27 protein-coding genes, 1 tRNA gene and 1 riboswitch are annotated in these 23484 nt (G+C 71.0%); of the genes, 14 read left to right on the top strand and 14 right to left on the bottom strand.

All coding sequences use genetic code 11. The features are described from left to right. From FHQ07_RS06985 to FHQ07_RS06965, 5 genes are all read right to left on the bottom strand, one after another. Positions 1-261, bottom strand: coding sequence for a MoaD/ThiS family protein (locus tag FHQ07_RS06985; RefSeq protein ID WP_139716130.1), 261 nt, complete (start codon positions 259-261; stop codon positions 1-3). Further along, positions 258-1508: a molybdopterin-binding protein gene (locus FHQ07_RS06980; protein ID WP_139717921.1), complete on the bottom strand. Its 1251-nt coding sequence runs from the start codon at positions 1506-1508 to the stop codon at positions 258-260. The genes FHQ07_RS06985 and FHQ07_RS06980 overlap by 4 nt, the downstream gene beginning before the upstream one ends. 5 nt (positions 1509-1513) lie before the next feature. Continuing rightward, the gene (gene moaCB / locus FHQ07_RS06975; RefSeq protein ID WP_139716129.1) at positions 1514-2509 is read right to left on the bottom strand and encodes a bifunctional molybdenum cofactor biosynthesis protein MoaC/MoaB; all 996 of its coding nucleotides are present in this window, start codon (positions 2507-2509) and stop codon (positions 1514-1516) included. Further along, positions 2510-3493: a GTP 3',8-cyclase MoaA gene (gene moaA / locus FHQ07_RS06970; RefSeq protein WP_139716128.1), complete on the bottom strand. Its 984-nt coding sequence runs from the start codon at positions 3491-3493 to the stop codon at positions 2510-2512. Further along, a riboswitch (molybdenum cofactor riboswitch) is annotated at positions 3484-3616 on the bottom strand. It overlaps the preceding gene by 10 nt. Positions 3617-3778: 162 nt before the next feature. Then, positions 3779-4120, bottom strand: coding sequence for a hypothetical protein (locus FHQ07_RS06965; protein ID WP_139716127.1), 342 nt, complete (start codon positions 4118-4120; stop codon positions 3779-3781). Positions 4121-4296: 176 nt separating this feature from the next. On the opposite strand from FHQ07_RS06965, the gene dusA reads away from it, so the two are divergent. The 5 genes from dusA (at position 4297) to FHQ07_RS06940 (ending at position 8926) form a co-directional block, all read left to right on the top strand. Next, the gene (gene dusA, locus FHQ07_RS06960; RefSeq protein ID WP_139716126.1) at positions 4297-5298 is read left to right on the top strand and encodes a tRNA dihydrouridine(20/20a) synthase DusA; all 1002 of its coding nucleotides are present in this window, start codon (positions 4297-4299) and stop codon (positions 5296-5298) included. Beyond that, a complete protein-coding gene (locus tag FHQ07_RS06955) occupies positions 5295-6203 on the top strand; it encodes an arginine deiminase-related protein (protein WP_139716125.1) in 909 nt (302 codons plus the stop codon). The genes dusA and FHQ07_RS06955 overlap by 4 nt, the downstream gene beginning before the upstream one ends. Before the next feature lie 116 nt (positions 6204-6319). Next, complete coding sequence (locus tag FHQ07_RS06950; protein WP_139716124.1) at positions 6320-6712, top strand: PepSY domain-containing protein; 393 nt, start codon at positions 6320-6322, stop codon at positions 6710-6712. A gap of 59 nt (positions 6713-6771) precedes the next feature. After that, complete coding sequence (locus FHQ07_RS06945) at positions 6772-7455, top strand: response regulator transcription factor (RefSeq protein WP_139716123.1); 684 nt, start codon at positions 6772-6774, stop codon at positions 7453-7455. A gap of 19 nt (positions 7456-7474) precedes the next feature. Then, on the top strand, positions 7475-8926 hold the full coding sequence (locus tag FHQ07_RS06940; RefSeq protein WP_139716122.1) for an ATP-binding protein: 1452 nt from the start codon (positions 7475-7477) through the stop codon (positions 8924-8926). Positions 8927-8956: 30 nt separating this feature from the next. On the opposite strand, the gene FHQ07_RS06935 is transcribed toward FHQ07_RS06940, so the two are convergent. Both FHQ07_RS06935 and FHQ07_RS14350 read right to left on the bottom strand, forming a co-directional pair. Next, positions 8957-9751: a M90 family metallopeptidase gene (locus FHQ07_RS06935; RefSeq protein WP_139717920.1), complete on the bottom strand. Its 795-nt coding sequence runs from the start codon at positions 9749-9751 to the stop codon at positions 8957-8959. Continuing rightward, positions 9718-10008 (bottom strand): hypothetical protein, encoded by a 291-nt coding sequence (locus tag FHQ07_RS14350; protein ID WP_168191403.1) that lies wholly within the window; start codon positions 10006-10008, stop codon positions 9718-9720. Before FHQ07_RS14350 ends, FHQ07_RS06935 begins: the two co-directional genes overlap by 34 nt. Positions 10009-10149: 141 nt before the next feature. On the opposite strand from FHQ07_RS14350, the gene FHQ07_RS06930 reads away from it, so the two are divergent. Genes FHQ07_RS06930 through FHQ07_RS06910 form a run of 5 tightly spaced genes read left to right on the top strand, consistent with a single transcriptional unit; the run spans position 10150 to position 15068 of the window. Further along, the gene (locus FHQ07_RS06930; RefSeq protein WP_139716121.1) at positions 10150-11964 is read left to right on the top strand and encodes a DegV family protein; all 1815 of its coding nucleotides are present in this window, start codon (positions 10150-10152) and stop codon (positions 11962-11964) included. A gap of 7 nt (positions 11965-11971) precedes the next feature. After that, a complete protein-coding gene (gene plsY, locus FHQ07_RS06925; protein WP_168191494.1) occupies positions 11972-12622 on the top strand; it encodes a glycerol-3-phosphate 1-O-acyltransferase PlsY in 651 nt (216 codons plus the stop codon). Then, positions 12619-13608, top strand: a complete 990-nt coding sequence (gene birA, locus FHQ07_RS06920; RefSeq protein WP_139716119.1) for a bifunctional biotin--[acetyl-CoA-carboxylase] ligase/biotin operon repressor BirA — start codon at positions 12619-12621, stop codon at positions 13606-13608. Before plsY ends, birA begins: the two co-directional genes overlap by 4 nt. 38 nt (positions 13609-13646) lie before the next feature. Next, positions 13647-14366 carry a type III pantothenate kinase gene (locus FHQ07_RS06915; protein ID WP_139716118.1) on the top strand — a complete coding sequence of 240 codons (720 nt, stop codon included), beginning with the start codon at positions 13647-13649 and terminating at the stop codon, positions 14364-14366. A 9-nt stretch (positions 14367-14375) separates the two neighbouring features. Then, on the top strand, positions 14376-15068 hold the full coding sequence (locus tag FHQ07_RS06910; protein ID WP_139716117.1) for an SPOR domain-containing protein: 693 nt from the start codon (positions 14376-14378) through the stop codon (positions 15066-15068). Between the two features lie 3 nt (positions 15069-15071). On the opposite strand, the gene FHQ07_RS06905 is transcribed toward FHQ07_RS06910, so the two are convergent. Genes FHQ07_RS06905 through FHQ07_RS06880 form a run of 6 tightly spaced genes read right to left on the bottom strand, consistent with a single transcriptional unit; the run spans position 15072 to position 20743 of the window. Next, a complete protein-coding gene (locus FHQ07_RS06905) occupies positions 15072-16112 on the bottom strand; it encodes a sulfate/molybdate ABC transporter ATP-binding protein (RefSeq protein WP_139716116.1) in 1041 nt (346 codons plus the stop codon). 3 nt (positions 16113-16115) lie between these two features. Next, positions 16116-16967: a sulfate ABC transporter permease subunit CysW gene (gene cysW / locus FHQ07_RS06900; protein WP_139716115.1), complete on the bottom strand. Its 852-nt coding sequence runs from the start codon at positions 16965-16967 to the stop codon at positions 16116-16118. Next, a complete protein-coding gene (cysT, locus tag FHQ07_RS06895; protein ID WP_139716114.1) occupies positions 16960-17799 on the bottom strand; it encodes a sulfate ABC transporter permease subunit CysT in 840 nt (279 codons plus the stop codon). Before cysT ends, cysW begins: the two co-directional genes overlap by 8 nt. Positions 17800-17806: 7 nt before the next feature. Beyond that, positions 17807-18817 carry a sulfate ABC transporter substrate-binding protein gene (locus tag FHQ07_RS06890; protein WP_139716113.1) on the bottom strand — a complete coding sequence of 337 codons (1011 nt, stop codon included), beginning with the start codon at positions 18815-18817 and terminating at the stop codon, positions 17807-17809. A gap of 31 nt (positions 18818-18848) precedes the next feature. Next, the gene (locus FHQ07_RS06885; protein WP_139716112.1) at positions 18849-20267 is read right to left on the bottom strand and encodes an OprO/OprP family phosphate-selective porin; all 1419 of its coding nucleotides are present in this window, start codon (positions 20265-20267) and stop codon (positions 18849-18851) included. 38 nt (positions 20268-20305) lie between these two features. Next, positions 20306-20743 carry an RrF2 family transcriptional regulator gene (locus FHQ07_RS06880; RefSeq protein WP_139716111.1) on the bottom strand — a complete coding sequence of 146 codons (438 nt, stop codon included), beginning with the start codon at positions 20741-20743 and terminating at the stop codon, positions 20306-20308. A gap of 129 nt (positions 20744-20872) precedes the next feature. On the opposite strand from FHQ07_RS06880, the gene FHQ07_RS06875 reads away from it, so the two are divergent. The 4 genes from FHQ07_RS06875 (at position 20873) to FHQ07_RS06860 (ending at position 22501) form a co-directional block, all read left to right on the top strand. Next, positions 20873-20948: transfer RNA gene (locus FHQ07_RS06875), tRNA-Thr, on the top strand. Between the two features lie 15 nt (positions 20949-20963). Continuing rightward, positions 20964-21887 carry an arginase gene (gene rocF, locus FHQ07_RS06870; protein ID WP_139716110.1) on the top strand — a complete coding sequence of 308 codons (924 nt, stop codon included), beginning with the start codon at positions 20964-20966 and terminating at the stop codon, positions 21885-21887. 152 nt (positions 21888-22039) lie between these two features. Continuing rightward, the gene (locus FHQ07_RS06865) at positions 22040-22192 is read left to right on the top strand and encodes an entericidin A/B family lipoprotein (RefSeq protein ID WP_139716109.1); all 153 of its coding nucleotides are present in this window, start codon (positions 22040-22042) and stop codon (positions 22190-22192) included. 183 nt (positions 22193-22375) lie between these two features. Next, entirely contained in the window at positions 22376-22501 is a 126-nt protein-coding gene (locus tag FHQ07_RS06860) for an entericidin A/B family lipoprotein (protein WP_240703591.1), read from the top strand. 77 nt (positions 22502-22578) lie between these two features. On the opposite strand, the gene FHQ07_RS06855 is transcribed toward FHQ07_RS06860, so the two are convergent. Then, positions 22579-23388: a hypothetical protein gene (locus FHQ07_RS06855; RefSeq protein WP_240703565.1), complete on the bottom strand. Its 810-nt coding sequence runs from the start codon at positions 23386-23388 to the stop codon at positions 22579-22581. Between the last annotated feature and the right edge of the window lie 96 nt (positions 23389-23484).

Raw genomic sequence — 23484 nt, 5'->3', positions numbered from 1 at the left:
TCAGCCTCCGCTCACCGGCGGCAGCAGCGCCAGCCGGCCATCGGCGGGCAGGGCGCTGTCCGCGCGCAGCAGGCTGGATTCGGTGGCGATCGCCGAGGCCTGCAGCAGGCCGGGCGGGTAGCCGGGCCAGTGCGCGCGCGCCCAGGCGTCGAACGCGGCGCGGAAGTCGGCCACGGTGGCGATGCCGGGGAATTCCAGGGCGATCTCGGGGGCGGCGCCGAAGTCGCGGAAACGGCCGAACAGTTGCAGGGAAATCTTCATCGCAGCAGTCCATCGAACGGGGCTCCGCCGGGGCGGAGCGGGTACACCGGCACCGGCGTCCCGGCGGGAAGCTCGGCGGAGGCCTCGGGCAGCACGGCCCAGGCGCGCGCCGCCAGCAGCGGCGCGGTCTTGAAGCTTTCCTGGCCGTGCAGCAGGCGCACCTGCAGGCGGCCCTGCGCGTCCAGTGCGAATGCCGCCTTCTGCAGCATGGAAAAGCCCGGCTTCTTGCGCACCGCGGCGGCCAGCGGCAGCGCCAGCGGCGGTTCCGGCGGCCGCCCGGCCAGCGCGCGCAGCGCGGCATCCACGAAGAAGCGCGCACCGACCGCGCTCGACACCGGATTGCCGGGCAGGCCGAACACCAGGCTGCCGCGGCCGGCGGTGGCGAACAGCAGCGGTTTGCCCGGACGCATCTTCAGCTTGTGGAAATGCAGCACGGCGCCGGCAGCGCGCAGTACGTCGGGGACGAAATCGTAGCGGCCCATCGACACCGCGCCGGTGGTCACCACCAGCTCGATGCCGGCCTCCAGCCAGCGCGCCAGCCAGGCCGCGAAGGCCGCGGGCTCGTCGGGCAGGGTGACGCGTTCGACCAGCTCGGCGCCGGCCTCGGCGAACAGCTGCTCCAGGTAGGGGCCATTGGTGTTGGCGATCTGCCCGGGCGCGAGTTCGGCGCCGTCGGCGTCCACCAGTTCGCGGCCGGTGCAGGCCAGCGCCAGCCGCGGCCGGCGGCGTACCGCCAGGCGGCCGATGCCGATCCCGCGCAGCACCAGCAGCGCTTCCTCGTCCAGCCGCGCGCCGGCCTCCAGCACGCGCTGGCCGGCCGCCACGTCCTCGCCGGCATGGCGCACATGCTGGCCCCGCTGCGGCGCGCGCGACAGCACGATCGCCGCCGGCCGGCCGTCGCCGGTGCGTTCGAGCACGCGGCAGTCCTCGACCGGGACGACCGTGTCCAATCCGTCCGGCAGGCGCGCGCCGGTCATGATGCTGCAGGCGCCGTCGGACTGGCCGGCGATGCCGTCGCCCGCGGCCTGTTCGGCCAGCACCGCGATCGCCGTGCCTTCGGCCAGGTCCTCGCGCCAGCGCAGGGCGAAGCCGTCCATCGCCGAGTTGTCGAACGGCGGCAGGTCGCGCGGGGCGTCCACCGGCGCCGCCAGCACGCGGCCGCGGGCCTGCGCCAACGCCACGGTTTCCGCCGGCAGCGGCGCGCAGGCGGCGCGGATCAGCGCCAGCGCTTCGTCCACGGCGAGCATGGTCTTCATGCGTGCGGCCGCCCGCGCATCATCGCCAGCGCATGCGGCAGCAGCGGGCCGAGGATGTCCATGCCCTGCGCCACCGCCTTCGGGCTGCCGGGCAGCAGCAGCACCAGGGTGCCGTCGCCGACCAGCGCGCTGGCATTGCGGCTCAGCCAGGCCAGCGGGGTATGCGCGCTGCTGGCGCCGCGGAACAGTTCGGCCAGGCCGGGCACCGCGCGGGTGGCGACCTGGGCCAGGGCTTCGGGGGCGAGGTCGCGCGGGCCGAAGCCGGTACCGCCGGTGCACAGGACCAGCGGCGTGCCCAACGCGGCTTCCTCGCGCAGGGCGGCGGCCAGCGGCGCGATGCCATCGGCCAGCAACCGCCGGCGCACGTCTGCGCCCATTGCCTGCAACAGCTGTTCCAGCAGTGCGCCGCTCCTGTCCTCGTACACGCCCGCCGCGGCGCGGTCGCTGAGGGTGATCACCGCGACCGCTTCGCCATCGAGCCTGGGCGCGGATTGCGGACGGTAATGCGCGCGTTCGTCCTCGCCCATTCCCGCCGGATGGAGCCACAAACCCTTCTTGCCGCCTTCCTTGAACAGCAGGCGCACCGCTTCGATCGACAGCGCCGGCTCGACCGGCTTGGTCAGGTCGTACAGGGTCAGCAGCGCCGCGCTGGCGCCGGCCAGCGCCTCCATCTCCACCCCGGTCCGGGCGGTCAGCGCGGTCTCGCAGTACACCCGGATGGCGTGGCGTTCGGGGACCGGCACGCAGCGCACGTCCACGTACTCGAGCGCCAGCGGATGGCACAGCGGCATCAGCTGCGCGGCGTGCTTGGCGCCCTGCAGACCGGCCACTTCGGCCATCGCCAGCGCATCGCCCTTGGGCAGGGTCTTGCCGACCAGGGCCGCGTAGCCGGCCGCGCCGGCGCGCAGTTCGCCGACCGCCACCGCGCGGCGCGGAACGGGGCGCTTGCGGCGCACGTCGGCCATGTGGAAACCGGAAGCGGACGCGTCCATTCAGCCGCCGATGGTCGACAGGTTGGCGGTCATGCCGGTCTCGCCCTGCTGCAGGCGGTGGCCGATCGCCTTCAGGCCCAGCTGCGCGCGCAACGCCGCGACCAGGCGGTCGCGGTCGGCATCGTCCTGCAGCCAGGGCCGCAGCGGGATGCCGACGTTGCCGAACAGGCACAGCCGCAGGTCGCCGGTATGGGTCACCCGCAGGCGGTTGCAGCCGGCGCAGAAATCCTTCGAATAGGGGGCGATGATGCCGATCCGCCCGGCATAGTCCGGATGCGCGTATTCGCGCGCCGGGCCGGCGTCGGCGGCGCGCGCCAGCAGGGACCAGCCCGTCTCGCGCAACTGCGCTTCCAGCGCCTCGGCGCGCAGGTGGTGGCGCTGGAAGTAGGCGGCGTTGTCGCCGGTGCGCATGAGCTCGATGAAACGCAGGCTGACGTCGCGCTCGCGCAGGTAGTCCAGCCAGGCCGGCAGCTGGTCGTCGTTCAGGCCCTTCAGCAGGACCGCGTTGAGCTTGATCGCGGCGAAGCCCAGGCCGCGCGCCAATTCGATGCCGCGCAGGATCTCGTCGAGCCGGTCGTGACCGGTGATCGCGTGGAAACGGGCGCGCTCCAGCGCGTCGACGCTGACGTTGAGATTGGTCAGCCCCGCCTCGCGCCAGCGCGCCACCCGGCGGTCGAGCAGGGTGCCGTTGGTGGTCAGGGCGATGCGTTCGATGCCGCCCACCGCCGCCGCGGACGCGATGATCTCGGGCAGGTCGCGGCGCAGGCTGGGCTCGCCGCCGGTCAGCCGCAGCTTGCTCAGCCCGACCTCGGCGAAGCCGCGCAACAGGCGCGCGATTTCCTCGCGGCCCAGCGGTTGCGGCCGCTCCGGCCGCGCATGGAAGCCGTCCGGCAGGCAATAGCTGCAGCGGAAGTTGCAGGCCTCGATGACCGAGAGCCGCAGGTAGGGGAAGGTCCGGCCGAACCGGTCCTCCAGGACAGCCATGTTGTGCTCCTTTCCAAGCGCGGGCGGCGGCACCGTTTCCAGCAACGCCGGGTGGCGGCAACCGCCACGGTCGGCGGCCATGCCCGTGGGCGAAGGCCGCGCGACTCGGAGTGCAGTGCGAACTGCCGGCGCAGTCTAGCCACGGCGTGGCACAGGCCGATTGACCCGGATCAAGCGCGGTGCATGCGGCGATGCGGTCGCGGCCGCAAGCTCGCCCGTGGAGCCTGTGCGCTCCGCTCCCGCCTTGCGGGTCTCAGCAGGATCGCCGGCGCCGGCGGGCGCCGCTTATTGCAGGAACTGGAGGGGCTGCCCGCCCAGTTTCGCCAGCACCAGGAACACGCACACGGTGACCGCGTTGATGGTCCAGCCGATGGTGAGCACGCGCGCCATGGTGCCGAGCTCCGCACGCGACACGTTGAAGGCGTTGAGCCAGATCCTGCGCATGATCCATGCGGTGTAGGCGATGAACGCCGCAACGGCAAGCACCAGCACCGTCGCATTGCCGTACTGGAAAGCGGCCAGCAGCGCCAGGAACAACAACTGGCTCGCCAGCACCCCTTCCAGCCAGAACACCCGCGAGAGTCGTTGATGCCCAAGAACGCGATCGTCGAAGTATTCACGCAGCATGGAAACCTCCTCGGGTGTGGCGCGGCCTGGCGCTGCCGTCACGTTAGTCCTGCTGCAGCGGCGGTGCAACCGCGGCTGCCCGGCCCGCCGGAAACGGGGCCGGGCAGCGTTTCCGTCGTCGTGACAATGCCCGCGCGGTGCGGCCGGGCGATGGCCATCCGTACAATGCCGGCTCCATGCGTGCGTCCCCCGCCATCGCCGTCGAGCAACTGCGCCTGTCCGTCGCCCCGATGATGGACTGGACCGATGCGCACTGCCGCGCCTTCCATCGCGTGCTGGCGCCGCATGCGCGGCTGTACAGCGAGATGGTGCACGCCAATGCGGTGATCCACGGCGACCGCGCGCGTCTGCTGGCGATGGATCCGTCCGAGCATCCGGTTGCGCTGCAACTGGGCGGCAGCGAGCCGGCGCTGCTGGCGCAGGCGGCGCGGATCGGCGCGGAACACGGTTTCGACGAGATCAACCTCAACTGCGGCTGCCCGTCCGACCGCGTGCAGGCCGGGCGCTTCGGTGCCTGCCTGATGCGCGAGCCAGCGCTGGTGGCGGATAGCGTGGCGGCGATGATCGACGCCATCCCGGACACGCCGGTCACGGTGAAGTGCCGGCTCGGCGTCGACGACGACCACGAATGGTCGCGCTTCCTCGCCTTCATCGACACGATCGCCGACGCCGGTTGCCGGACCTTCGTGGTGCATGCGCGCAATGCCTGGCTGCAGGGCCTGTCGCCGAAGGAAAACCGCGAAGTGCCGCCGCTGCGCTACGACTGGGCCTACCAACTCAAGCGCGAGCGGCCGGAGCTGCAGGTCATCGTCAACGGCGGCATCGCCGACGCCGCGGAAGCGACCGCGCACCTCGCGCATGTGGAGGGCGCGATGCTGGGCCGCGCGGCGTACCACACGCCGTACCTGCTGCATGAACTCGATGTGGCCTGGTTCGGCGGCGAATCGCGCACCCGCGGCGAATTGCTGCGCGCGTATCGGCCCTACGTCGAAGCGCAATTGGCGCGCGGCGTGTTCCTCAAGCACATCGTCCGCCACATCCTCGGCCTGTTCGCCGGCCAGCCCGGCGGGCGCGCATTCCGCCAGGTGTTGAGCGAAGGCGGGCACAAGCGGGGCGCCGATTGGTCGTTGGTCGAGCAGGCGTTGGCGCTGACCGAACGGGAGCGGGCCGCCGCATGATCACCCGCGATCCGGATGCGTTCTTTTGCCTTGCGCGCAGCCTTGATGCCGATTTCGGCCCGGCCACCGCACGCGCCGCCTTCCTGGTCGCGCCGGACGGCTTCGCCCTGGCCGAGCAGTCGGCGCAGGACAACGCCTACATGGCCGATGCCGCGGCGTTCGACGCGGCGCGCGCGTCGGCCGAGCATCGCGCGTTGCAGCGGGCGATTTCCACGGTACTGCCCACGGTCTGCTTCGCCGGCAATCCGGACACGCCGGACGCGGTGTTCCCCAACAACGTGTTCGGCACCGCCGCCGGCCGCTATGTGGTCGGCCGCATGCGCCACGAAGTCCGCCAGCGCGAGGCCGCGCGCGACGACATCCGCGGCTTCTTCGGCGGCGTGCTCGATTACGCCGAGATCGACCTGTCCACCCAGCCGCATCCCTGCGAACTGACCGGCGCGCTGGTGATCGACCGCGCCCGCGGCCTCGGCTTCTGCGGCCTGTCCGAGCGTTGCGACGAAGCCGGCGCGCGGCTGATGCACGAAGCGTTCGGCCTGCGCGCGACGCTGCTGTTCGATCTCGCCCCCGGCGAGTACCACGCCAATGTGGTGCTGGCGGTGCTGGCCGGGCGCGCCGCCGTGGTCTGCCCGCGCGGGTTCGCCGATCCGGCGGTGGCAGCCGCCATCGCCGGGTTCTACCCGCATGCGCTCAGCTGCACCGAGGCCGAGCACGCGGCTTTCGTCGGCAACTGCATCGCGCTGTCGGCGGACAGCGTCTGGATGAGCGCACAGGCCGGCGCCGCATTGGCCCCGGCGCAGCGCGCGCGGCTGCTGGAGGCGGGCTTCCGCATCGAAACCGTGGCCCTGGATGCGGTCGAAGCGGCGGGCGGCTCGCTGCGCTGCTGCATCGGCGAGATCTTTTGATCTCCGTCACGCCTTCACCACGAATCTGAACGTCGCGGTATCCTGTTCAGGAAACTTCAGGGGCGATTCACCGGGTTTGCCCAGAATTGCGTCATCGAATCCGAGGTGCTGTTGCCATGTCCCGCCGTCGCCCCCCCACGCTGAAGCTGCTGGCCATCGCCATCATGGCGGTGCTGCCGGCGCTGTCCGCGCAGGCGCAACAGCAGCAGGATCGCGGGCGCGGCCAGCAGCGCGACGACAGCCGCGGCGACCAGGATTCGCGCAGCAGCCTGTCCGATGCGGTGCGCCGGGTCGAGCGCGATACCCGCGGCGAAGTGCTGTCCGCGGAGCGCGTGCAGTACGACGGCCGCGACATGCACCGGGTCAAGGTGGTCGACGACCAGGGCCGCGTACGCGTCTTCATGCAGGACCCGCAGCGCCGCAACGACAACGATGGCGCGGCGGCGCCGTCGCGCCGCGACAGCGGCAGCCGCGATCGCCGGCCGCCTGCACGCGACGACGACGATTGATCCTGCAGCCTGAGTCCGACCGCCACACCCTGCGGCATCCCATTTCGTAAGGAGTTCCCATGCGTATCCTGCTCGTCGAAGACGAAGCCCCGCTGCGCGAAACCCTCGCCGCCCGCCTGAAGCGCGAAGGCTATGCCGTGGATGCCGCCCAGGACGGCGAGGAAGGCCTGTACATGGGCCGCGAGGTGCCGTTCGACGTCGGCATCATCGACCTCGGCCTGCCGAAGATGTCGGGCATGGAGCTGATCAAGGCCCTGCGCGACGAAGGCAAGAAGTTCCCGGTGCTGATCCTGACCGCGCGTTCCAGCTGGCAGGACAAGGTCGATGGCCTCAAGCAGGGCGCCGACGACTACCTGGTCAAGCCGTTCCACGTCGAAGAGCTGCTGGCGCGGATCAACGCGCTGGTCCGGCGCGCCGCCGGCTGGAGCAAGCCGACCCTGGAATGCGGCCCGGTGATGCTCGACTTGGCGGCGCAGACGGTCAGCGTCAACGGCGGCAACGTCGACCTGACCAGCTACGAGTACAAGGTGCTCGAGTACCTGATGATGCATGCCGGCGAGCTGGTCTCGAAGGCCGACCTCACCGAGCACATCTACCAGCAGGACTTCGACCGCGATTCCAACGTGCTGGAGGTCTTCATCGGCCGCCTGCGCAAGAAGCTGGACCCGGACGGCGCGATGAAGCCGATCGAGACGGTGCGTGGCCGCGGCTACCGCTTCGCGATCCCGCGCAGCGGCGACTGATTCGGCGCCGCCGACGCGGATGGCATCGGCCACTCCCGCAACGCCCCCCAACGACGGCGCCGCAAGGCGCCGTCGTTTGCGTATCGCCCAGCCGCGTTCGTTGCAGTCGCGCCAGCTGTGGGCAGCCAGCCTCGGCCTGATCGCCTTCCTCGCGCTGGCAGGCTACGCGCTCGACTTCGCCTTCCAGAGCACCGCGCGCAGCGGCATGCGCGAGCGCCTGCACAGCTACGCGCTGGCGTATGCCAACAGCGACTTCGCCCGCGACGGCAGCGTGGTGCCGCCCTACGATCCGCCGGATCCGCGCTTCAAGCGGCCGGGCAGCGGCCTGTACGCGCAGATCGTGCTGCCGGCCGGGCGCTGGGAATCGGATTCCGCGCAAGGCCCGCGCCTGCCGGTCGGGCCGATGCTGAAGGCGAGCGAGCAGGTCTTCGAAGGCCCGTTGCCGGTGATCCGGATCAACGGCGAGCGGGGCCAGGTCTATCGCTACGGCTACGGCCTGGTGTTCAGCGGCAGCGACGACGCCAGCCGCGAATTCCCCTACACGGTCTACATCCTCGAGGACACCACCGCGCTCGGCCGGCAGCTGGCTGCGTTCCGTTCCGCGCTGTGGATCAACCTGGGCGGCGCCGGCGTGGTCCTGCTGTTGCTGCAGATGCTGGTGCTGCGCTGGAGCCTGCGCCCGCTGCGCGACGTGATTTCCGAACTCAAGCGCGTGCAGGCCGGCGGCGCCTCCGGCATGAGCGAGGCGCACCCGCGCGAACTCGAGCCGCTGACCGAGAGCATCAATGCCTTCATCGAAAGCGAGCGCGAGAACCTCGACCGCCAGCGCAATACCCTGGCCGACCTCGCGCACAGCCTGAAGACGCCGCTGGCGGTGCTGCGCTCGCGGCTGGACAGCGACACCGGCGAAAGCGAGCTGCGCGAGGAAGTCGACACCCAGTTGCGGCGCATGAACGACATGGTGTCCTACCAGCTCGCCCGCGCCGCCCGTTCCGGCCACCAGCTGTTCGCCGCGCCGATCGAGATCGAGCCGCATGCGGAGCAGATCGTCACCGGCCTGGAGAAGGTCTATGCGTCCAAGCGCGTGCTCTGCGAATTCGAGATCGCCGCGCAGGCGCGCTTCCACGGCGAGACCGGCGACCTGCAGGAGCTGCTCGGCAACCTGCTCGAGAACGCCTTCAAGTGGGCGAAGTCGCGGGTGTTGCTGACCGTGGCCGAGGGCGAGAGCGCGCCGAACCGGCGCCCGGGCCTGTCGATCACGGTCGAGGACGACGGCCCCGGCATCGCCGAGGACCGCATCGCCCACGTCCTGCAACGCGGCGTGCGCGGCGACGAACGCGTGCAGGGCCACGGCATCGGCCTGGCCATCGTGCAGGACATCGTCAAGAGCTATCGCGGCGAACTGCACGTGTCGCGTTCGCAGGAACTGGGCGGGGCGAAGTTCGAGATCGTGTTGCCGCCGGGGTTGTAAGCGGTTTTTCCTCGCGCAGGGACGATTCTGCTAGCCGAGCAAGGGCGCCCCATACAGCCGCTGCAGATGCGCCGCCACTTCCGGCATCGCGCGGCGCAGCGTCTTCGCGTCGCTGAAGTGGTATTCGCTGCATACCGCGAAGAACTCCTCCGGCGATTCCGCGGCATAGGCATCGATCGCGGCGTCGCGGCCGGCATCGACCTCCAGGCACAACGCGTCGTAGGCGCGCTGGAAATCCGCGGCCCATTGCCGCTGCCATTCGCGCGGCAGCGGCGGGGTGCCGTCCATCGCCCCATCCAGCGCATCGAGCTTGTGCGCGATCTCGTGCGCGACCACGCAGTAGCCTTCGCTGGGCGTGGCGATGTCGGCGCGCACGTCGGCCCAGGACAGGATCACCGGGCCGCGTTCCCAGGCTTCGCCGATCAGTTCGTCGTCCCATTCGTGCAGCACGCCATGCGCGTCCTGGTGGCTGCGCTGCACGCGGAACGCGTCGGGATACACCAGCAATTGCGACCAGCCGTGCAAGCCTTCGCGGCCGAATTCCAGCAGCGGCAGGCAGCACAGCATCGCCAGCCGCAGGCGCTGCACCTCGTTCAAGGCGAGGCCATGCAAGGGCGTGATCGCGATGCGTTGCAGGAACTCCGCGGCCAGGGCATGCAGCCGCGCATCACGGCCTGCGTCCATGCCGCGCAGCCACGGCAAACCGGCGGCGGCTTGCCGCCAGCGGGACGGATCGATCTCGGGGGCGGCCGCCTTGCGGCGCGGCCAGGGCCAACGCACCGCTTGAGCGCTTAGCGGAACATGCCCGGCAGGAAGCTGTGCCAGCGCGGCGCGCTGTTGCGATTGCCGCTGCCGCCGCCATTGCTGGCACGCGGGGTGACCGCCGGCTTGGCTTTCTGGGTGCGGCGCACCGGGGCCGCGGCGGCATCGCTGTCCGCCTCGTCGGCGGCTTCGCTGTTGGCGGCCGTGCTTTCCGGGCAGCTGCCGCTGCCGTCCGGACCCAACTGGCGAGCTTCGCTGGCAAAGGCCTGGCCGGCTGCGCAAAGCAGGGCAACGCTCAACAGGATCGGGCTCAGGCGCATGGGGTCACCAAGGAGGGGGGCGGAAGGTACGGGAGGCACGTTTCCACCTCCCACTATAGCGTGGATGCGGACACGACGCGAAAGGTTGCGATGTTGCGTCGCAGCAGGTGTTGCGACGTGGCCGGCCGCAGACTGCGCGGCATGCCAGACCCCGCCTTGCCCGCGCCCGCCGTCACTGCCGCCGCCCTGCGCCGCGCCTTCATCGCCGGCGCCCGCCGGGTGATCGCCGCGCGCGACGAACTCAACCGGATCAACGTGTTCCCGGTGCCCGACGGCGACACCGGCAGCAACCTGTCCTCGACCCTGGGCCATGTGCTGCAGGGCGCGCTGAGCCGGCGCAGCCGGCACATCGGCGAACTGCTGGTGCGGATCGGCAACGACGCCATCGACGGCGCGCGCGGCAATTCCGGCGCGATCATGGCGCAGTTCCTGTACGGGTTGGCCGAACACGCCCGCCATGCGCCGGCGCTGGACGCGCAAACCCTGGCCGACGCGGTGCGCCGCGGCGCCGACAGCGCGCGTTCGGCGTTGGCGCATCCGGTGGAAGGCACCATCGTCAGCGTGATCTCCGCCTTCGCCGATGCGCTCGGGGAAGCGGCGCGCCAGCATGCCGCCGACCCGCAGGGCGGCTTCGCCACGGCCCTACAACGCGCGCGCGGCGCGCTGGCGGACACGCCGAAGCAGATGGCCGTGCTGCAGAAGGCCGGCGTGGTCGATGCCGGCGCGCGCGGTTTCGTCGACTGGCTGGAAGGCATCGCCGAATACGTCGATGGCGGCCCGCGCGCGCTGCGCCTGCGCGGGGCGCTGCCGGCGGCCAACGATCCCGGCGAGATGCCGGCGCATGTGCACGAGGACGTGGACCCGGCGCGCCGCTACTGCACCGAATGCCTGGTGCTGGGCGAGGGCATCGACCGCGCGGCGATGCAGGCCGCGCTGGGCGCGCTCGACATCGATTCGCTGGTGGTCGCCGGCGGCGCGACGCGGGTGCGCGTGCACGGCCACGTGGGCACGCCGCAACGCCTGTTCGACGCCTGCGCCGCATTCGGCAGCGTCGAGGCGATGAAGGCGGACGACATGGTGTTGCAGCAGCGCAGCACGGAATCGCCGGGCAAGGTCGCGGTGGTCACCGACAGCGCCGGCGATTTGCCGCTGGCGGTCGCCGAGCGCCACGGCATCCACATCGTGCCGGTGCGGGTCAGCCTGGACGGCCGCGATTACCTGGACCGCCTCGGCCTGACCGCCGGCGAGTTCTACCGGCGCATGGCCGCGTCGGACAAGCTGCCGCAGACCAGCCAGCCGCCGGCCGGCGATTTCCGCCGCCTGTTCGAGCACGTGCTGGCCTACCAGCCGGGTGCGGTGTACGTGGGCCTGTCGCGGCCGCTGTCCGGCACCCTGCAGGCCGGCGAGACCGCGGCGCGCGGCTTCAGCAAACCGGCGCGGGTGTTCGATAGCGGCCATGCCTGTGCCGGCCAAGGCCTGCTGGCCTGGCGTGCGGGCGAGCTGGCCGATGCCGGCGCGGATGCCGACGCCATCGAAGCCGAACTCGTGCGCCTGAAACCCTTGACCCGCACCTGGGCGATGGCGCGCGACATCTCGCACGCGGTGCGCGGCGGGCGCATCCCGCGCTGGGCGGAACCGGCGGTGCGCTACAGCGGCCTGCTGCCGATCGCCGCGATCAAGCCCGACGGCAGGCTGTCGATCGCCGGCGGCCTGTTCGCGCGCAGGCGGGCGCCGGAAGCGTTCGCCCGTTACATCGGCAAGCGCACGCCGCCGGCGCCGGGCTGGCGATTGATCGTCGGCCACAGCGATGCCCCGGCCGATGGCGAACGCCTGTTGGCCGCCTTGCGCGAACGCCTGCCGGTCGTCGAAGCGCACCTGGTCGAAGTCGGGCCGGCGGTGGGCGCGCATGCGGGGCCGGGCACCCTGGTCGTGGGGCTGCAACCCGCACCGTTATGATCCCGGCATGTCGCCGCATCTCCTGACCGCATCGCTGTTGCTGTTCGCCTACCTGCTCGGCTCCGCCTCCGGCAGCCTGCTGCTGGGGCGTTTGCGCGGCATCGACATCCGCAAGCACGGCAGCGGCAACGCCGGTGGCACCAATGCCTTCCGCACCCTGGGCTGGAAATTCGCGCTGGGCGTGGCCGCGTTCGACATCGGCAAGGGCATGCTGGCGACCTGGATCGCGTTGCGTTACGCGCCGGTGGGCCAGCCGTTGAGCGTGACCGCGCATGGCTACCTGGCGGCGACGGCGGCGGTGCTCGGCCATGTCTGGCCGCTGTGGCACGGCTTCCGCGGCGGCAAGGGCGCGGCCACCGCGGTCGGCGGCCTGCTGGTGCTGTGGCCGTGGTCGATCCCGCTGCTGCTGCTGGTCTGGCTGCTGGTGCTGACCAGTAGCGGTTATGTCGGCCTGGCCACGGTCGTCGCCGGCGCCTGCCTGCCGCTGCTGGCCTGGTGGATCGATGCCGAGGCGCCGCGCCTGTGGTTCGCGATCGGCATCGCGCTGTACCTGGTGTTCACCCATCGCAGCAACCTGCAGCGCCTGTGCAACGGCAACGAATCGCGTTTCGAGCGCGCGCGCCTGCTGCATCGCCTGTATCGCGGACAAGGCCGATGAGCGATGCCGCCGGCGAGCGCGCCCTGCTGCAACGGCTGGCCGCGGGCGCGGTCAGCGGCGACCTGCTGGCGCGCGAAGCCGGCCTGACCCGCGCGGCGGTATGGAAACGCATCGATGCCCTGCGCGCCGCCGGCATCGCGATCGCCGCCGCGCCCGGCCGCGGCTACCGGCTCGAGCAGCCGCTCGACCTGCTGCAGGCCGATGCCATCGCCGCCGCGCTGCCCAAGCCCGTGCGTGCGCAACTGGCCGCGCTCGAAATCGCCTGGTCGCTGGATTCGAGCAACAGCGAACTGTTGCGGCGCGAGACCCCGCAGCGCGGTTGTGCGGTGCTGCTGGCGGAGCGCCAGACCGGCGGCCGCGGACGGCGCGGGCGCAGCTGGTCGTCGCCGCTCGCCGCGCATGTCTATCTTTCGGTCGCGCGTCGTTTCGATGGCGGGCTGGCGCGGTTGGGCGGGCTCAGCCTGGTCGCCGGGATCGCCGCCTGCGAGGCGCTGCGCGGACTCGGTTTCGGCGATGTCGGCCTGAAGTGGCCGAACGACCTGGTGGTTGCCGACGGCGACGGCTTGCGCAAGCTCGGCGGCCTGCTGGTGGAGGGCGGCGGCGAGGCGGCCGGCGCGGCGCGCGCGGTGATCGGCCTGGGGATCAATGTGCGCATGCCGGCCGAAGCCGCGGGCGGCATCGACCAACCCTGGATCGACCTGGCCGCGATGTCGCCGCAGCCCGTGTCGCGCAATGCCGTCGTCGCGATGCTGCTGTCGCGGCTGTTGCCGGCGCTGCAGCAGTTCGACGCCGAAGGCCTGGCGCCGTTCCTGCCGCGCTATGCGGCGCTGGATGCCCTGGCGGGCCGCGCGCTGCGCGTGCACGAGGGCGATGGCGCATGGCCGGCGAGCGCGCTCGGCATCGCCGCCGACGGCGCGCTGCGGGTGCGCGACGGCGAAGGCCGCGAACGCCAGGTGCATGCCGGCGACGTGAGCGTGCGCGCATGAGCCGTCCGTCGTGAGCCGTCTGTGATGAGCCGTCTGTGATGAGCATGTGGTTGTTCGACCTCGGCAATACCCGGCTGAAGTTCGCCCGATCGTGCGCGGACGGATCGCTGGCCGATGCCGGCGCGGTCGCGCACGAGGACGGCGAGGCATGGCTGCGCGCATTGCCGCGCGGCGATGCCGCCTGCATCGCCAGCGTGGCGGCGGACGAACGCCGCGTGGCCCTGCTCGATGCGTTGTGCGCGCGTTTCGGACGCCTGCACCTGGTGCGCACGCAGTCGCGCTGCGGCGGCCTGCGCATCGCCTACGAAAACCCGCGGCACCTGGGCGTGGATCGCTTCCTCGCGCTGCTGTCGGCGCTGGATGCCGGCGACGTGCTGCTGGTCGGGATCGGCACCGCGCTCACCATCGACCTGCTCGATGCCGGCGGATGGCACCATGGCGGGCGCATCGCGCCGTCGCCGATGCTGATGCGGCAGGCCTTGCATGCGCGCGCGCCGGTGTTGCCGGAATCCGGCGGCGCCTACGCGGAATTCGCCGGCGATACCGGGCACGCGCTGGCCTCCGGCTGCGAAGGCGCGGCGTTGGCGCTGATCGAACGCAGTCTGGAACGCGCGCAGGGCCTGCTCGGCGCTGCGCCCGCGCTGTGGCTGCACGGCGGCGGCGCCATGGCGTTGCGCGATCGCCTGCCGCCGCATCGCCATGTCCCGGATGCGGTCCTGCGCGGCCTCGCCCGTTGGCAGGCGCAGGCCTTCGCATAAACTGGCCGCATGATCCTGCGCGCCGCCATCGTGTTCCTGCTGGTCCTCAACATCGGCATCGCCGCATGGTGGGTCAGCGGCGGCAATGCGATGCCGGCCGCCGCCACGCCGCCGCCACCGGCAGGCGTGCCGGGCTTGCGCCTGGTGGGCGAACCGCTCGCCCCCGCCGTGCGCGCAGCAACCGCGGCGGCATCCGCCGCGCCGGTCGCCGTCGCGGTGCCGGTGCAAACGCCGGCGAAACCCGCCGCCGTCGAGCAGTGCCTGCGCTTCGGCCCGTTCGTCGACGGCGCCGCGCGCGATGCCGCACGCGCCGCGTTGTCCGCGGCGGGCCTCGCCGCGCTGCCGCGCGACACTCCTGCGCGTTCCGCGCGTGGCTGGAAGGTGCACGTGCCGGCCTTCGCCACCCGCGCGGAGGCCACTGCGATGGGCGAGAGGATCAAGGCCGCCGGGATCAGCGACTGGTACGTGATGAACGAAGGCGACGCCGCCAATAGCATCGCGCTGGGGCGCTACGGCGGCGAGGAGGCCGCGCGCCGGCGCGAGGCCGAGCTCAAGGCCAAGGGCATCCCGGCGGTCGCCGAAGCCTTGGGCGATACCGCCGCGCAGGCCTGGCTGGACGCGCGGTTGCCGGCGCACGCCAATCGCACCGCGCTGGCCGCCATCGCGGCATCGAAATCCGTCGACTGCGCCACGCTGCGCTGATCCTCAGGCAGGAAACACCCGGTAACGCAGGATCCGCACGCGGACCCGGTCGCCGATGGCGGGCGGATGTCGATCCGGGCGGTCGGCCAGGTCGAGTTCCAGCACACGCTCTTGCCCGTCCACCGCGAGTTCGAGGGTGATGCGGTCGGCGCGGCGGTGCTGCGCCCGTACTTGCGCGGGCATGCCCTCGTCGTCGCCGTCGGCCAGGGCAAGATCGTGCGGGCGCACATACAGGCGGGCGGCGCCATTCGCCACGCCGGCAGCATCCAGCAGCAGGTTGCGCGCCTCGAAGCGGCCATCGCGCACCTCGCCGGCCAGCGCATTGGCGCGGCCGATGAAGTCGAACACATAGGGCGAGGCCGGCTCGCGATAGATCTCGCTTGGCGTGCCGACCTGTTCGACCCGGCCTTCGCGCATCACCACCACCCGGTCGGCCAGTTCCAGCGCTTCCTCCTGGTCGTGGGTGACGAACAGCGTGGTCTGCCCGGTCTGTTCGTGCAGCCTGCGCAGCCAGCGGCGCAGTTCGACGCGCACCTTCGCGTCCAGCGCGCCGAACGGTTCGTCGAGCAACAGCACCGAAGGCTCGATCGCCAGCGCGCGCGCCAAGGCCACGCGCTGTTTCTGCCCGCCGGACAGCTGTTCCGGATAGCGCCCGCCGAGTTCCGGCAGCTGGATCAGCTGCAGCAGCTCCTGCACGCGGCGCGCGATCGTCGCCTGGTCCGGGCGGGTGCGCCGCGGCCGGCTGCGCAGGCCGAAGGCGACGTTCTCGGCCACGCTCATGTGCCGGAACAGCGCGTAGTGCTGGAACACGAAGCCGACGTTGCGCTCGCGCAGGCTGAGCTTGGTCGCATCGATCTCGCCGAAGCGCACGCTGCCGCGGTCGGCATGCAGCAGCCCGGCGATCACCCGCAACAGGGTGGTCTTGCCGGAGCCGGACGGGCCGAGCAGGGCCACCAGTTCGCCGGAGGCGATGTCGAGGTCGACCGCATCGAGCGCGGCGACGCCGGGATAACGCTTGCCCAGGTTTCGGAGTTGCAATTCCATCGGTCAATGCCTTCTGTGCGACTGCGCGATGGCGTCGCCGTGACGTGCTTCCAGCCAGAACTTCAGGACCAGGGTGACCAGCGCGAGGCCGGCGAGCAGCGACGCCGCCGCGAACGCCGCGGTGCCGTCGAATTCGTTGTAGAGGATCTCGATGTGCAGCGGCAGGGTGTTGGTCAGCCCGCGGATGTGGCCGGACACCACCGACACCGCGCCGAACTCGCCCATCGCCCGCGCGCTGCACAACAGCACGCCGTACAGCAGGCCCCACTTGATGTTGGGCAGGGTCACCCGGCGGAACATGGTCCATGCGCCGGCGCCGAGCGAACGCGCGGCCAGTTCCTCGTCGGCGCCCTGCTGCTGCATCAACGGCAGCAGTTCGCGCACCACGAACGGGAAGGTGACGAACAGCGTGGCCAGCACGATGCCGGGCCGCGCGAACAGGATCTTGACCTCGTGACGCTGCAGCAGTTCGGCGAACCAACCCTGCGCGCCGAACAGCAGCACCAGGCACAGCCCGGCCACCACCGGCGAGACCGCGAACGGCAGGTCGATCAGCGCCAGCAGCAGCTGCTTGCCGCGGAACTCGAAGCGCGCCAGCGCCCATGCGGCGAACAGGCCGAAGATGGCATTGACCGGGATGACGATGGCGGCGGTGAACAGGGTGAGCCGCAACGCGGACAGGGCATCGGGTTCGCGCAGCGCGGCCAGCCACACGCCGGGGCCCTTGGCGAAGGCGGCGGCCAGCACCATGCCCAGCGGCATCGCCACCAGCGCCAGCATCGCCAGCACCGCCAGCGCGATCAGCGTGCGCCGCAGCCACGCCGGTTCGTGCAGCACGTCGTGCGCCTCAGCCATCGCTGCGCTTCCCGTGCGAGAGCAACGCCGGGATCGCGTTGATCGCCAGCAGGCAGGCGAACGAAGCGACCAGCAGCAGCGCGGCGATCGCCACTGCGCCGTCGTAGTCGTATTCCTCCAGGCGGATGGTGATCAGCAGCGGCGTGATCTCGGTCTTGAACGGCAGGTTGCCGGCGATGAAGATCACCGAGCCGTATTCGCCCAGCCCGCGGGCGAACGCCAGCGAGAAGCCGGTGAGCAGCGCCGGCAGCAATTCCGGCACGATCACCCGCCGCAGCGTGGTGAAGCGCGATGCGCCCAGCGAGGCGGCGGCTTCCTCCTGCTCGCGGCCCAGCGTTTCCAGCACCGGTTGCAGGGTGCGCACCGCGAACGGCAGGCCGATGAAGACCAGGGCGATGACGATGCCCGGCGTCGCGTAGGCGATCTTGATGTCGTGTTCGGCGAACAACCTGCCCACCGACCCGTTCGGCGCGTAGATCGCGGTCAGCGCGATGCCGGCGACCGCGGTCGGCAAGGCGAACGGCAGGTCGACCAGCGCATCCAGCAGGCGGCGGCCGGGGAAGCGGTAGCGCACCACCACCCAAGCCACCAGCGCGCCGACCAAGGCAGCGATGAAAGCCGCGAGCAAGGCGGCGCCGAAGCTCAATTCCAGCGCCGCCTGCACACGCGGGTCGCCGATCGCGCGCAGCCAGCCGTCGGCGCCCAATCCCGCGGCGCGCACGCTGAGCGCGGCCAGCGGCAACAGCACCACCACGCCCAGCCAGGCGGTGCCCAGGCCGAGGCTGATGCCGAAGCCGGGCAGTGGCCGGCGATGCCTGCGTGCGATCGACATCGCCCGCTCAGCTGCCCGGCCTGTAGATGCGGTCGAAGAAGCCGCCGTCGGCGAAGTGCTCGGCCTGCGCCTTCTTCCAGCCGCCGAACGCGCCGTCGATGGTCACCTGGTCCACCGCCGGGAAGCGTGCCAGCGCGGCCTTGTCGGCCACCTTGTCGGGTTCCGCCGGGCGGTAGAAATGCTTCGCCGCCAGCGCCTGCCCCTGCGGCGAATACAGGAAGCGCAGATAGGCCTCGGCCTGCTTGCGGGTGCCGTGGCGGGCCACGTTCTTGTCCACCCAGGCCACCGGCGGCTCCGCCTTGATGCTGATCGAGGGCACCACGATCTCGAACTTCGCGCGGGTGTCGGCATCGTTGAGGGTGAGCAATGCTTCGTTCTCCCATGCCAGCAGCACGTCGCCGATGCCGCGCTCGACGAAGGTCGTGGTCGCGCCGCGCGCGCCGGTATCCAGCACCGGCACGTTCTTGAACAATCGTGTGAGGAAATCGACCACCTTGCCGCCTTCGCGGTATTCCTTCGAGGCCCAGGCCCACGCCGCCAGGTAGTTCCAGCGCGCGCCGCCGGAAGTCTTCGGGTTCGGGGTGATCACGCCCACGCCGGGTTTCGCCAGGTCGCCCCAGTCGCGGATTTTCTTCGGGTTGCCCTTGCGGACCAGAAACACGATCGTCGAGGTGTAGGGCGCGCTGTTGTGCGGCAGGCGCGATTGCCAGTTGGCCGGCAGCAACTTGCCCTTGTCGGCGATGGCGTCGATGTCGGCGGACAGCGCCAGCGTCACCACGTCGGCCTCGAGGCCGTCGATCACCGCGCGCGCCTGCTTGCCGGAACCGCCGTGCGAGGCGCGGATGGTCAGGGTCTCGCCGGTCTGCCGCTTCCATTGCGCGGCGAAGGCGCGGTTGACGTCTTCGTACAGTTCGCGGGTCGGGTCGTAGGACACGTTGAGCAGGGTCTTGTCGGCGGCGTGCGCGGCGCCGAAGGCCAGCACCAGCGCGGACAGCAGCAACGAATGTCGAATCTTCATGCGGGGTTCTCCGGATGCGTTGCGGACGATTTCAGAACGAGAATTGCGCGCGGGTGAAGACGATGTCCTCGTCGTCGCGGGCGGTCGCGCCCGGCGCGGCGTCGAACGCGGTGCGCGCGTAGTTGGCGACCAGCTTGACGTTGGCGTTGAGGTACCAGTTCAGGCCGATGCCCCAGCTGCGCGCGGCGCTGCTGGCGACGTTGGGGTCGGCGAACAGCGGGAAGGCGTCATGGTCGATGTCGAGGCGGCCGTAGCGGCCGACGACCTCGAACGCACCCCAGCCCTCGCCGCCGAGGGTGAAGGCGTTGCTGGGCTTGAGCACGCCCCTGTAGCTGGCGTCCTCGCCGGTCAGGACGTAGCCGGCGGTGACTTGCCAGGCGGTGTTTTCCAGGTCGGCGCGCGTCCCGTTGGCGGCGCGGACCTCCTGCCGCGAACTGATGTATTCGCCGAGCAGGCCCAGGCGCCCGCCGTAGTAGTAGGCCTGCGGCGAGACGCGCAGGTGCTCGCCATCGGCCAGCACCGTGCTGCGGTAGTTGAAGAACTGCACCTGCCCCGGCGTGCGGTAGCGCGGCAGGAAGTTGTTGCCGCTGCCGTGCTTGTCGCCGTGGCTGGCGGCGATGCCGAAGCCGAGCCCGGACAGCGCATTGGCGCTGTTCTTCCAGGGTTCGGCGAACACGCGCGCGGCCAGTTCGAAATCGCCGTCGGGATTGGTGGTCGCCGCATCGCGGCCGTCCGGCGCGCCGTTGAACACGCCGGCCGCATAGCTCAGGCCGCCACCGGCGAGTTCGCCCTGCAGCTGCACGCCAAGGTCGCGGTTGGGCGCGAGTTCGGTGGGGAAGCCGCGCTCGATGAAGGCAGTGGCGCCGCCGGATTGCAGGCGTTCCAGCCCGATCGGCCCCTTGAGCTTGCCGATGCGCACGGTCGCGCGCGGATCGAACTTGAGGTCGACATAGGCATCGACGATCGTCGCCGAATCGCCGGCGAATTCCGGGGTGAGGCGGAAACCGACCAGCTTGCCGAAGCTGCCTTCCAGGGTCGGGCGGATGCGGCGGAACAGGAAGGTGTCGGTCTGGGCGGCCGACGTGTCGCCGCCGAAATGGCGCGCGTCGGCCTGCACCAGTCCGCGCAGCTTCACTTCGAAATCGCCGGCGGCCGATTTCACCGACAGGCCCTTGTCGTTGAGGCTGAGCGCGGGCGCGCTGGCGGCCTTGGCGGCGTCTGCTTCGGCATCGAGTTCCTGCCGGCGCTCGACCACGCGCAGGCGCTGGTCGAGTTCATCCGGTGCAACCGTCGCGACCGGCGCGGCGTTGGCGGCCTCGACCGCGGCAAGGCGTTGCTCGAGCGCGGCGATGCGCGCCAGCAGTTGTTGGGTGGTGGGATCGGCGGCGTGCGCCGGCAGGGTGCTCAGGGCCAGCGCGATGGCAAGGCCCAGTCGAGTGGGGCGGGTCATGGCGGTTCCTTGGGACGTGGGGGGTGGAGGGCGCGCGGTCAGGCGCGCATCGGGGATTCGTGAGGTTCGCGTTCGCTCAGGGCCTGCAGGCTGCAGCCGTCGAGGACGCCGGCCAGTGCGCTGCGGGTTTCCCGCATCAGGGCGCGGATCGAACATCGCTCGGGATCGGCGCAGTCGACGCAGGGTTCGTAGGCGCTGATGCTGGCGCAGCGCACCGGCGCCAGCGGGCCGTCGATCGCGCGGATCAGGTCGCCGACCGCGATCTCGCCGGCCGGCCGGGTGAGGGCATGCCCACCGAGATGCCCGCGCCGGCTGTCGATGAAGCCGGCCTTGCGCAGCTCGACCAGGATCGCCTCCAGGAACTTCTCCGGCACGCTGGCGCGGCGCGCGATCGCATGCGCCTGCAGGCGCTCGCCATCGGCCTGCGCCAGTGCGCACATCGCCCGCAATCCGTACCTGGCCTTGTTGGTGAGCATTCCTATCGGACCGCTGGGAATTGCGGCCAGTCTCGGCGCGTGGCCGACGGCAGGGAACGTCGGGTCCGTCATGCGGCCAGAACGCCCGGTTATGACCGGTCCGGCACAGTCGCTAGAATGGCTGCCTGCGCCGCTTTAGCTCAGCAGGTAGAGCAACCGCCTTGTAAGCGGTAGGTCGTCCGTTCGATTCGGACAAGCGGCACCACTTCGAGACCCGCCGATGAGCCGCAGTTACCCGCCCGTGTCCGTGTTCGGCGTGCCCACCGACATCGGCGCCTCGCGCCGGGGCGTGTCGATGGGGCCGGAAGCGCTGCGGGTGGCCGGCCTGGTCGAGGCGATCGCCGACCGCGGCATCGACGTGCGCGACCTCGGCGACGTGCACGGCCCGCGCAACCCGACCAGCCCGCCGGTCGACGGCTATCGCCATCTCGAGGAAGTCGTGGCCTGGAACCGCGCCGTGTTCGAGATGAGCACGCGCGAACTGCAGGCCGGGCGCATGCCGATCCTGCTCGGCGGCGACCACTGCCTGGGCATCGGTTCGATCGCCGCGGTCGCCGCGCATTGCCGCGCCACCGGCAAGAAGCTGCGCGTGCTGTGGCTGGACGCGCACGCCGACTTCAACACCCGCGAGATCACCCCCTCCGGCAACATCCACGGCATGCCGGTGGCCTGCCTGTGCGGCCTCGGCCCGGAGCCGCTGACCACCATGGCGGGCCACGTGCCGGCGATCACCCCCGACCAGGTGCGGCAGATCGGCATCCGTTCGGTGGATCCGGGCGAGAAGAAGCTGGTGCAGGAACACGGCCTCGACATCTACGACATGCGCTACATCGACGAAGTCGGCATGCGCCGGGCGATGGAGGAGGCGCTGGAAGGCGTGGATGCCGACACCCACCTGCACGTCAGCTTCGACGTGGACATGCTGGATCCGAGCATCGCGCCCGGCACCGGCACCCGCGTGCCCGGCGGCATCAACTACCGCGAAGCCCAGCTGATCATGGAAATGGTGGCCGATACCGGCTGCATGGGCTCGCTCGACCTAGTCGAAGTGAACCCCGCATTGGACAAGCGCAACGCCACCGCCAGGCTCGCGGTGGACCTGGTGGAAAGCCTGTTCGGCAAGTCCACCTTGATGCGCGATTGAGTGCACCGCCGCCTGAACGGGGCGGCCGGTTCACCTGCGGTTCCGCAAATCCGCACGCAGTCCACGCCGGCTTCACGGCTGGATGGGGTTTCATCGTCCGCGTGGATCGGCATCGTCGATCCCGGCCGAATCCCCACATGCGAGGAATCCCCATGAAACGCCTGTTCGCTTTGCTGCTGCTCGCCGCGTTCTCGATGACCCACCTGACCGCCTGCAACACCATGGCCGGTGCCGGCAAGGACGTGCAGAAGGTCGGCGAGAAGGTCGAGGAAAAGGCCGAGGACTGCAAGGACGCCAAGTGCTGATGCCCTAGCCGCGCGTTCGCCAGGACACGGAGGGAGCGAGGCAGGGATGCCTGCGGGCCGGGAGCGATCCCGGCCCGCTTCGTTTCCCGGGTCCGCGTTTGCGCCGCATGGGGCCGCTCGCTAAGCTCTGGCGCAGTCTTCCCGGGAGAACGTCCGATGTTGCGCAAGGGTACGTGGAGCGTGATGGTGCTGGCCTGCATGGTCGCGCTGGTGGGTTGCAACACCATCGCCGGCATGGGCAAGGACGTGCAGAAGGTCGGCGAGAAGGTCGAAGAGAAGGCGCAGGACTGCAAGGACGCCAAGTGCTGACCGGCGCGCGCCGCCGACACGCGTGAACAACGGGCCAGGGACACCTGGCCCGTTGCGTTTTGCAGCGCCCGATGCGCTCACCAGCGGTTCGGCGGATCGGCGACGAAGCCTTCCGGGAACGCGCGCGGCGCGGTGCGCGCATACGGCGTGTACGGCCGCGTCAGCACGCCGATCGCGGCCAGGGTGTCGGCATCGTCATAGCGCAACTGGCTGAGCTGTTGCGGGCTGCGCGATGCGCGCACGAATTCGGTCTGCCCGACCGGCGCCCATTCGCGCTGGCCGTGGCCGGTGCCGAGGCGCTGCGGGGCGGATTCCGCCATCGCGCTGTCCGCCGCCGCCGGTGCCGCGGCTTTCGATGCGGCCTGCTCGCGCGCACGGCCTGACGCGACCGGCGGCGAGGGCATCGGCGAATACAGCGGCCGCAGCTGCCGCTCGCGGAACACGGCGATGCCGATCACGCCGACATCGTCCGGCCGCCCGGTGCGCGCGGCATAACTGTCCGGCAGGTCGGTGAACAGGAACTGGGCGACGTCGTCCAGCGACTTGCGCCAGCCGGCGATCTCCGCGGTTTCCCACGGCTCCAGCACGTAACCGGCCTGCGAAGGCGCGGCGGTCTGGCCGGTGACGGCATTCACGCCATCGACCGACAGCACCACCAGCACGCGCTGGCCAGTGGTATTGGTCAGGCGCACCGCATAGCGATGCCCGGGCACCCCGGCGATCCAGTCCTGGCCGCGATGGCGGTATTCGGGCAGCCATTGGCCGTTGTCGCGGTCGATGACGTCCATTTCGACGAGGTCGCTGGCCGACGATGGCATCGAGCAGGCGACGGTGGCGGCGATGGCGAGGCTTAGCAGGACGCGGCCGAACTTGGCGGTGATGGGCATGGCGGCTCTCCGGTGGATGCGCGCGGGGCGCGGGGCTTGCCGGATGCGAACGCGCGTCGCCGCGGGACGGGGTTGACGACGGCCCGGTTAAACTGT

This window comes from Thermomonas aquatica (assembly GCF_006337105.1).
Taxonomy (GTDB): domain Bacteria; phylum Pseudomonadota; class Gammaproteobacteria; order Xanthomonadales; family Xanthomonadaceae; genus Thermomonas; species Thermomonas aquatica.
The sequence above is the reverse complement of the archived record's forward strand: the minus strand, read 5'-3'. Positions and strand labels throughout refer to the sequence as shown.